Source organism: Amycolatopsis sp. NPDC058340 (assembly GCF_042723975.1).
Classification (GTDB): Bacteria; Actinomycetota; Actinomycetes; order Mycobacteriales; family Pseudonocardiaceae; genus Amycolatopsis.
Genome location: NZ_JBHXIB010000073.1, coordinates 23,200 through 32,424 on the forward strand (window position 1 = coordinate 23,200; position 9,225 = coordinate 32,424).

9 protein-coding genes are annotated in these 9,225 nt (G+C 68.3%); all 9 read right to left on the minus strand.

Annotation, left to right across the window (positions count from 1 at the left end):
• Window positions 1-3 precede the first annotated feature (3 nt).
• From ACFWIW_RS39535 to ACFWIW_RS39575, 9 genes are read right to left on the minus strand one after another with little or no spacing between them, the layout of a single operon-like run.
• Complete coding sequence (locus ACFWIW_RS39535) at window positions 4-552, minus strand: dTDP-4-dehydrorhamnose 3,5-epimerase family protein (protein WP_378373175.1); 549 nt, start codon at window positions 550-552, stop codon at window positions 4-6.
• A complete protein-coding gene (locus ACFWIW_RS39540; protein ID WP_378373176.1) occupies window positions 549-1,736 on the minus strand; it encodes a polysaccharide pyruvyl transferase family protein in 1,188 nt (395 codons plus the stop codon). Before ACFWIW_RS39540 ends, ACFWIW_RS39535 begins: the two co-directional genes overlap by 4 nt.
• Window positions 1,733-2,683 (minus strand): glycosyltransferase family 2 protein, encoded by a 951-nt coding sequence (locus ACFWIW_RS39545; protein ID WP_378373177.1) that lies wholly within the window; start codon window positions 2,681-2,683, stop codon window positions 1,733-1,735. Before ACFWIW_RS39545 ends, ACFWIW_RS39540 begins: the two co-directional genes overlap by 4 nt.
• A complete protein-coding gene (locus tag ACFWIW_RS39550; RefSeq protein WP_378373178.1) occupies window positions 2,680-3,954 on the minus strand; it encodes a hypothetical protein in 1,275 nt (424 codons plus the stop codon). Before ACFWIW_RS39550 ends, ACFWIW_RS39545 begins: the two co-directional genes overlap by 4 nt.
• An 8-nt stretch (window positions 3,955-3,962) precedes the next feature.
• Window positions 3,963-5,237: a DUF4910 domain-containing protein gene (locus ACFWIW_RS39555; protein WP_378373179.1), complete on the minus strand. Its 1,275-nt coding sequence runs from the start codon at window positions 5,235-5,237 to the stop codon at window positions 3,963-3,965.
• Window positions 5,237-6,259: an NAD-dependent epimerase/dehydratase family protein gene (locus ACFWIW_RS39560; protein ID WP_378373180.1), complete on the minus strand. Its 1,023-nt coding sequence runs from the start codon at window positions 6,257-6,259 to the stop codon at window positions 5,237-5,239. Before ACFWIW_RS39560 ends, ACFWIW_RS39555 begins: the two co-directional genes overlap by 1 nt.
• A gap of 5 nt (window positions 6,260-6,264) precedes the next feature.
• Window positions 6,265-6,918, minus strand: a complete 654-nt coding sequence (locus ACFWIW_RS39565; protein ID WP_378373183.1) for a PIG-L deacetylase family protein — start codon at window positions 6,916-6,918, stop codon at window positions 6,265-6,267.
• Complete coding sequence (locus ACFWIW_RS39570; protein WP_016331016.1) at window positions 6,915-7,706, minus strand: sugar phosphate nucleotidyltransferase; 792 nt, start codon at window positions 7,704-7,706, stop codon at window positions 6,915-6,917. Before ACFWIW_RS39570 ends, ACFWIW_RS39565 begins: the two co-directional genes overlap by 4 nt.
• Complete coding sequence (locus tag ACFWIW_RS39575) at window positions 7,703-8,938, minus strand: class I SAM-dependent methyltransferase (RefSeq protein ID WP_378373181.1); 1,236 nt, start codon at window positions 8,936-8,938, stop codon at window positions 7,703-7,705. The genes ACFWIW_RS39570 and ACFWIW_RS39575 overlap by 4 nt, the downstream gene beginning before the upstream one ends.
• Window positions 8,939-9,225: the final 287 nt, after the last annotated feature.

Below are 9,225 nucleotides of genomic sequence, written 5' to 3' on the forward strand. Positions count from 1 at the left end.
CTCTCACCTCGTGTTCTGTAATACGGCGGAAAGCGGGAGCGCGGATCGATCCCGCTCCGACATGAGCGCCACCGGAAGCGGCCACGGGATCGCCAGTTCCGGGTCGTCGTAAGCGATCGCGACGTCCTCCGCCGGATCGTGCGCGCGGTCGATCCGGTAGGAGACGTCGGCGTACTCGGTGAGCGCCTGGAATCCGTGCGCGCACCCGGCCGGGATGTACAGCGACACCTGCGTCTCCCCGGACAGTTCGAACGTCTCCTTGCCGAGGTACGTCGGCGAATCCGGCCTCAGGTCGACGACGACGTCGAACACGGCGCCCCACGAGCACCGCACCAGCTTCGCCTCGCCGAGCCCCGAACGAAGGTGCATCCCGCGCAGCACCCCCTTGCGGGAGCGGGAAACACTGTCCTGGAGGAAACCGTTCGGGTCGATCCCGGCCGAGCGGACGACGTCGGCGTCGAAAGTGCGGCTGAAGAAGCCGCGTTCGTCGGCGTGCGGGGTCGGCTCGAACAGGTACGCGCCCGCGATGGCGGGCACTTCGATCACCTTCATCGGACTCCCATCGGCAGGAGGGCGGCCGACAGCGCGGCGAACTGTTCGTCCAGCAGCCGCGTCTGCTCCGCGCCTCGTTTCGCGACGATCCCGGTCAGTTCGCCCGCCCTGGATTCGAGTTCGGTGAACTGGCGCACCAGTGCGTCGAAGTCGATCTCCTTGGCGGACAGGCAGAACTCGCCGAGTCCCAGCGCGGTCATGAGCACTTCGTTCTTGCCGGCGTACCCGATGGACAACGTCGGTTTCGCCAGCTTCAGCGCGCACAGGACGTTGTGGTACCGGGTGGCGACGACGGTCTCGACCGCCGACATCGCCCGCATCACCTCGTCCAAGGTGGCCGTGTCGGCGGCGGCGATCAGCGGGGATTCCAGTTCCCGCATGATCTCGTCGACGACCCGCGCGTCGGCCCGGTCGCCGATGAACAGCCGCACCGGGCGGCCGTCGGCGACCAGCCGAGCCACGAACCGGGTCATCTTGTCCACATAGGACTCGTAGATCTCGGCGGCCCGGTGCCGGTCGTCGTTCCCGCCGTGGTACGCCATCACCCCGACCCCGACGGACCGCGGCAGCACCGCTTCCGAAGGCGCGCTGAGGGCGAAGGCGAGGTCGGGGTACACGCGGTCGTTCGTGACGTCGACGCCCATCGTGCGCATCGCGTCGCGTGACGGCTCGTCCCGATAGGACCGGAACGTCGCGAGCCGCGCTGCCCACCCGATCACGGACCTGGTGACCCGGTGCGTGCTCACGCTGGCGCCGACGCTCACCAGCGCCACCTTGGTGCCGACCAGGCGGCCGGAAACCGAAAGCAGCAGCAGCGCGTACGGGAAACCCCAGGGACGCAAGGGAAGGGTGGATTCGAGGACCCCCATCCCCGGCACGATCACCACGTCTTGGCGCCGCACCCACGCGGCCGTGCGGAAGATGTCGACGAGTTTCCCGAAACCCTTCATGGCGATGGACAGCGGTCCCGATGCCGTTCGGTACTCGCCCTCGTACCAGTTCAACGCGGTCGTTTCGAGTCCGTGGCGCGACGCGACGATTTCCGGACCGCCGCACATCACGCTGAGCGCGGCGCCCGGATGCTCCGCGCGCAAATACCCGAGAACCGCCTCGAAGGAACCGTCGTTGCCGAGGTTCCCTGATCCGAGGAGCCCGAACAGCCCGATTCTCACGGGCGAGGTCAAGGGACTCGTCCCTCCTGGCCTGCGACGACCGAGGCCACGGACACTTCACGGGGGCCCAATTCGGCCTCGGCCTGGACGGGCATCCGCCCCATCGCCGGGTTCCCCGCCCGGTTGAACATCCATTGCCGCAGGTAGCGGAAGCATTCGCGCTTCTCCGCGCCGGAGATCGGCGCGTTGCGGATCGCCTTGACGTAGCCGAGCACGTATTCGCCGAGCAGCCGGACCATCGGGTGGCGCAGCTTGTCGGCCCGTTTCGGGTCGAGGTTGGCGGCCCGCCTGCGCACGGTCGGGTGCTCGTGTTCGGAACGGCCGGGGTGGTCGCGCCGGAAGTACAGCCAGTCGGGAACCTGGTGGAACGGGCCGTGCAGGGCCAGCTCGGAGATGATCGTGCGGTCCGCGTGGTGGTAGCTGTCCAGTGGCGCGACCCGGCGCAGCACCTCGGTGCGGATGACCGCGCCGTCGTCGTCGCCGCCGGGTGCGAACAGCGTGCTGCGGAAGCGTTCCGCGGCGTGCGGCGAGACCGTGTTGAGCGGGTACTCCAGTGCCTGCGTGACGACGGCCTTCTCGTCGATCATCGCCGTCCACGAATGCGAAAGGACGAACTCGGGATGCTCGTCGAGCGCCTCGATACAGCGTTCCAGCAGGTCACGCGCGTAGAGGTCGTCGTCGGACGCCCATTTGAACAGTTCGCCGCGGGCGACGTCGACACAGTAGTTGTGGTTGGGCGCGCAGCCGATGTTCACCGGCTGGCGGACATAGCGGACGCGCGAATCCTGCTTCGCGTACTCGCGGCCGATCTCTTCGGTGCGGTCCGAGGACGCGTTGTCCGAAATGATCAGCTCGAAGTTCTCGTAGCTTTGGCCGAGGAGTGCGTCCAGCGATTCGGCGAGGTAGTCCTCGCCGTTGTAGACCGGGAGCCCGATGCTCAGCCGAGGAGCGGTGCTCATGACGTCCTCATTTCTTCCTTCTCCGAAGTCAGATGCTCTTTGAGAGCGGAGTGGAGCTGAAGCCACCACACCGCCGACCCGCTGGTGATCGCCAACGCGACCCCCCAAGCGGATCCGGACGCCCCGGCCAAGAAGGCGCCTATGAGCCCGAAACCGACGTAGCCGGCCGAGTTGATCAGCTGGGCGCGAAGGCTCCTTTTCGCAGCGCCGAGCGCACGCAATCCGGCGGCCGCCCCCGTGTTGAATCCCGCCGCGGCGATACCGATGGTCACCGGGAGGATCAGTTCGGAGGCGGGATCCCACACGTCGCCGAGGACGAACCGGCCGGCGTCGTGGGGTACCAGAAGCAAGGCGAGACCCCAGAGCAGGGCCGCGGCCGCCTGGCCCGCGCCGAGCACGGCGCAGAAGTGACGGAGGCGGTGCGGGGCCCGTTGGAGCACCCGAGCGCCTTCCGCCACCGTGACCAGGGAAAGTCCCATCAGAAGCGCGAAGAACGGTCCGAGCAGCAGTTCGGCGCCGCGGACCGCGCCGACGCTCGTGAGCCCGGCGATCGCGCCGAGCCCGTACATCCGCAGCTGTGTCGAGCCGCTGTTGCTGACGTTTTCGATCAGGTAGCGGGTGCCGAGGTCGCGGTGGTGTTTGAGCCAGTCGAGCGTGCCGCGCGGATCCGGCCGGACCCCGGCCTGCAGGCAGCCGTAGCCGGCGGCGACCGCGCCGGACAGGCCCCACGCCAGGATGAACGCGACGACCGTGTCGAACCACTGGTGCGCGATGAACAGCGCCGGGATCAGGGCGACACCCCAGACGACGTCGTTGACGAACGCTTTCTTCCCGTGCCCCGCGGCGAAGAAGGTGAACCGCCACGCGTCCTGCAGCAGCAGCGTGGGGATGACCACGCCGAGCGCGATGAACGCGCCGCCGATGGGGCCACCAACCACGAGACCGGCGCCCACACTGATGGCACCGGCGACGACACCCGCGGAAAGCGCCGTCCCGGTCGCCTTCGCGGTCGCCGTCCGCCAGGTCTCGGTGGGTACCCCGGAGAACCGCACCATCAGCGGATCCGTCGTCAGCCCGCGCGAAAGGTTGAGCACCACGCCGTAGCTGACCCAGGCGAGGCTGAACATGCCGAAGGCGAACGTGCCGAGCGAGCGCGCCACGAACAGCCCGACCACGAAGTTGGTGATACTGGAAACGGCCTGGTCGCCGAGGCCCCAGCTGAGCCGTCCGGCCATGGCCCGGACGGCTTGGGAACGCAGAAGTGATCGCATGGGGCCTCTTAATCCTTGAGCAATCCGGCGTCGTGCAGCGCCCGAGCGGCGGCGACGACGGAATCGAACGGCAGCCCGGACCGCTCGGCGACGTCGAGCAGGCTGTGCTCGCCGTCCGAGAGGTTGAGCACCCAGAGCATGGCCATCTGGGCTTGTTTGGCGTCGCTTCGCCCGCCGAGCGAGTCGTACAGCCCGCGCTTGCCGAGTTGCGGCTCGCCGTAGGGGCTGAGGTTGACGTAGCTGCGGTTGCGGTCGAGGACGGCGAAGGTGTCCTTCAAGGTCTGAAGGGTTTCCTCCATGGCCTCCGTGGACACGAAATCGAGGTTGTCGGCCGACGTGTGGTACTCGGGATAGCCCGCGTACGGCGTCCTGGTCAGCGAGCCGACACCCAGGTTGAAGCCGGGGGAGCAGAACTGACGCTCGTCGTAGCCGTACGGCGAGAAGTCCACGATCTTGTGCGCGCGATCGGCCAGGACGTACGCGAGCACGCGGTCGATCTCGGCGTCGCCCCGGCGGCTTCGCTTGTAGGTCAACGATCCCGGGTCACCGGCGCACGCCAGCACGAGCCCCGCCTTGATCCGGCCGACGCGGTCGTTGTTGCGCGCGAGCCAGGTGATGGCGCCGATCGTGCCGGGCATGAACAGGAACCGGTACGTGTAGTGGGGCTTCTCCAGTGTCTGTGCGAACGCGGCGGCGATCGCGATCCCGGCGACGTTGTCGTTCGCCAGCGACGGATGGCAGGTGTGGCAGGAGATGATCACCTCGTCGGTGACCTCGCCCGGCACGACGTGCTCGGCGTAGGTGAGGCTTCCGTCGGCCAGCGTGGAGTCGATGCGGACCTCGTACTCGCCGTCCGGCATCGCGTCGAGTGCTTCCTGCGCCAGGCAGAAACCCCAGGTCGGCGAGTAGTAGCTGGTCCGATATGGCACCCAGGACGGCCGGTCGGGCAGGGTGTGCAGGTGTTCGCGCAGCTCGCTGAGCGGCATCTTCCGCGACACCGGGACGCTGTAGCCGACGACGTGCAGGTTCGACTCCTGGAAGTCGACCACGCGGCGGCCGGTGGCGTCCTTGATGTACGCGTCGCGGATGTTCCATTCCCGCGGCACCGTCCAGTCCAGTACCTGGGTGCCGGTGGGCACCTCGTGGATCTCCAGCGGGACGTGCTCGCCGACGATCTCCAGCGTGCGGCGGACGCCGTCGCCGGTGATGCTGCGGCACAGCGGATACAGGCGCTCGACCAGCCTTCGCAGGTCGGCGCCCGTGTCCAGGTCCCTGTTCGACATCAGCGTCGCCGGAGGGTGTCGTCGAGTTCGCCGGCCGCGGTGCGGTCCTGCAGGCGTGCCAGCCGGGTGAACAGGCGCTGGAAGCCGTGTTCGGTGAGGCCGTGGGTCTTGTAGGCCTCGATCAGTTCGAGCGCGCCGTCCTTGACCGACCAGTCGCAGTCGAAACCGGGGATCGCCGCGCGGAACCGGGAGAAGTCGACCCGGTACGAACGCGGATCCGCGCCCGCCTCGCCGGTGATCCGCAGCGTCGAGCCGGGAACGGCCTCGACGACCTCTTCGGCGATCTCGGCGACGGTCACGTTGTTGCGTTCGGTGCCGATGTTGAACGCCTTGCCGTGCACGGCTTCCTTCGGTGCCACCAGCGTGGCGGCGAAGGCCCGCGCGATGTCCTTGGCGTGCACCAGCGGCCGCCACGGCGTGCCGTCGGAGAGCACCAGCACCTCGCCGGAGAGGTGCGCGTGGGCGGTCAGGTTGTTGAGCACGATGTCGCCGCGCAGCCGGGGCGAGAACCCGAACGCGGTCGCGTTCCGCATGTACACCGGGCTGAAGTCATCGTCGGCGAGTTCCTGGACGTCGTCCTCCACCCGCACCTTCGACTCGGCGTACGGCGTCACCGGGCGCAGCGGCGCGTCCTCGTCGACGAGGCCGTCGCCGCCCGAAGCGCCGTACACCGAGCACGTCGAGGCGTAGAGGTACCGCTTGACCCCGGCGTCCTTCGCCAGCTTCGCGAGCTTGACCGAAGCGTGGTGGTTGATGTCGTAGGTCAGCTCCGGCGCCAGCGAGCCGAGCGGGTCGTTGGACAGCGCGCCGAGGTGGATCACCGCGTCCACCCCGGCCACGTGCTCGGCCGTGACGTCACGAAGGTCGACCTCGAAGCCTTCGGGGTCTTCGGGCTTCGGGCCCAGGACGCAGGTGTCGTAGAGACCGGAGTCGAGGCCGATCACCTCGTGGCCTTCGGCGGCCAGAACCGGGGCCATCACCGTGCCCAGGTAGCCCTTGTGCCCGGTCAGCAGCACACGCATGGCTTTCAGCCTTTCGGAGTGAGGTCGAGCGTCAGTTTCTTGAGGTCGAAGGCCTCGGCATAGCGCTGCCCGCATTCGATACCGCGAATGCGGGCGAGGCCGAGGAAGGCTTCCCGGTCGTACCAGGGCCGGTGCCGCTGGGAGGCGTAATGCTCCTGCAGCAGGCGGACCTTCTCCTCGGCGCGCTCGGGCGAAAGCGGCACGTACGCGGTGGGTTTGCCGAGGTCGCCGTCCCATTTCGCGATCTCGTACTCCAGCTGGAGATGGGTGCGGAACACCGTCGGCACCAGCTTCGCCAGGCCGCGGTGGTCCTGGTGCGCGTCGGCCGTGCGCGGGGAGAGCACGAGGTCCGGGTCGGTACGGCGGCGCAGCTCCTCCAGCCCGTTCTTGGCCTCTTCCCAGTGCGCGGGGAACCGGCCGTCGGGCAGTTTGAGCACGGTGAGTTCGACGTCGGCGCCCGGGCAGAAGGCCGCGAGCGCGGCGCGTTCCTCGGACTCCCGCTCGGTGCCGCCGCCGGAAAGGACGAGGGCGTCCACGCGGACACCCGGGTTGGCGGCGCAGATCGTCAGCAACGTCCCGCCCGCCCCGATGGCGATGTCGTCACAGTGCGCGCCGAGCGCGACGATCCGCCGGACGCCGCCGGTGCCGAGCTCGATCACGCCGTGCTCGCCGCTTCGCGTTCCCAGCGCGCCCACGGACGGTCTCCGTGCGCGTACGCGTCGTCCAGCTGGACGCGTTCCTTGACCGTGTCGGTCGGCTTCCAGAACCCGCGGTAGGGGTACGCGAGCAGCTTGCCCCGTTTGGCGAGCTCGCCGCAGCCGTCGGCCACCAGATCGCCGCCCTCGGGGATGTGGTCGAAGATCTCCTGGCGCAGCACGAAGTACCCGCCGTTCTCCCACAGCGGCATCTCGCTGACCGGGGTCAGCGCGCCGATCCGGCCGTCCTCGCCCATTTCGACGCAGTGGAACGACGACTGCGGCGGCACGACCATCATCGACGCGCCGGCGTCGGATTCGGTGAACCGCTCGATCATCTCCGGCAAGGGCGCGTCGGTGAGGACGTCGGCGTAGTTGGCGAGGAACATCTCGTCGCCTTCGAGGTACGGGCGCACCCGGCGCAGCCGCTCGCCGATGGCCGATTCGAGCCCGGTCTGCACGAAGGTGATCGACCAGTCCGCGATGTCGGTCGACAGCAGTTCGGCCTTGCCGTTGCGGAGGACGAAATCGTTGGAGGTGGTCTCCTGGTAGTTGAGGAAGAACTCCTTGATGTGGTGCGCGCCGTAGCCGAGACAGAGGATGAACTCGGTGTGCCCGAAATGCGCGTAGTACCGCATCACGTGCCAGATCAGGGGTCTGGGGCCGACCATGGCCATCGGCTTCGGCACGTCGGACGCGTCACCGTTGCGCATCCGCATGCCGTAGCCGCCGCAGAAGAGGACTACCTTCACGACTTCACCTCGACGATTTCCAGGTGCGGGATGGGGAAGACCAGCTTCCCGCCCCATTCGTCCACAAAGGACAATTGGGCGGTCAGTTCCTTCCGGAGGTTCCACGGAAGGACGAGCACGTAATCGGGCCGGTCCGCTTCGATGCGCTCCGGCGGCAGGATCGGGATCCGGGTGCCGGGGGTGAACCGGCCGTGCTTGTACGGGTTGCGGTCGACGGTGTACCGCAGCACGTCCGGGCGGATACCGCAGTGGTTCAGCAGCGTGTTGCCCTTGCCCGGCGCGCCGTAACCGACGACGGTCTTGCCTTCGAGCGCGGCGTCGGTGAGGAACTTGTTCAGCTCGAGCCGGACCTTGGTGACCCGCTCGGAGAATTCGGTGTAGCCGGACATTTCGTGCAGCCCGGCCGCCTTCTCGGCGTCGAGGACCCGCGTCATCCGCTCGCTCGGCTCACCGGCGACGGCGTCCGGGCGCGCCCACAGCCGGATCGAACCGCCGTGCGTGGGCAGGAGCTCGACGTCCACAACGGACAATCCGCCGCGCGCGAGGGCCAGGCGCGCGGATTCCACCGTGTAGTACTGGAAGTGCTCGTGATAGATCGTGTCGTACTGGTTCTCCTGGATCAGCGTCAGCAGGTGCTGGACCTCGATGCTGACCCAGCCGTCATCGGCGACCAGGGCGCGGAGCCCGTGCGTGAACCCGATGATGTCCGGAATGTGCGCGTAAACGTTGTTCGCCACGACGAGGTCGGCGGGACCGTGGTCCTCGCGGACCTCGCGTCCGGTCTCGGGGCTGAGGAAGGCGGTCTTCGTCGGCACCCCGGCGTCACGCGCGGCTTGGCCCACGTTCACCGAAGGTTCCACGCCGAGACAGCGGATCTGCTGTGCCACAACGTGTTTGAGGAGATAACCGTCGTTGCTGGCGACCTCGACCACGAACGAGGACTCGTCGAGCCCCAGCCGCCCGACGGCGCCGTCGACGAACGTCTTGGCGTGTTCGACCCAGGAGGCGGAATACGACGAGAAGTACGCGTATTCGGTGAAAGTCTCTTCCGGGGTGATCAGCGGCGGGATCTGGGCGAGCCAGCATTCGGTGCAGACCCGCAGGTGCAGGGGGTACGTCGGCTCCGGCTCCGCCAGCTGTTCCGCGGTCAGGAATCGTTCGCACGGCGGCGTCGCCCCGAGGTCGACGACACTGGCGAGATGGGCCGAGCCGCAGAGTCGGCAGGTGGTCATCGAGAGGCTCCTTGGCTCGCGTCACGTATCCCAGACGTCGGCACCTCGGGTCGCCTCGTTACATGCCTCCCAGTGGTCTCACGCTTCCGTCTCACAACCGAAACCTGGCGTCTCGGCCATCGGCGCAGACGTCTCCGCCATCCGGGCGCGGGCAACCCCGGCGGATCGCGTTTAGCCCGCTAAACGCGACGCGCCAGGCCCCGCCCGGATCGCGGGTTTGGGGGGTAAAGCGCCGCGCCCCGCCCCCCCCGCCCGGGGGGGGGGGCCCGCGCGACCCGGGTGGTAGG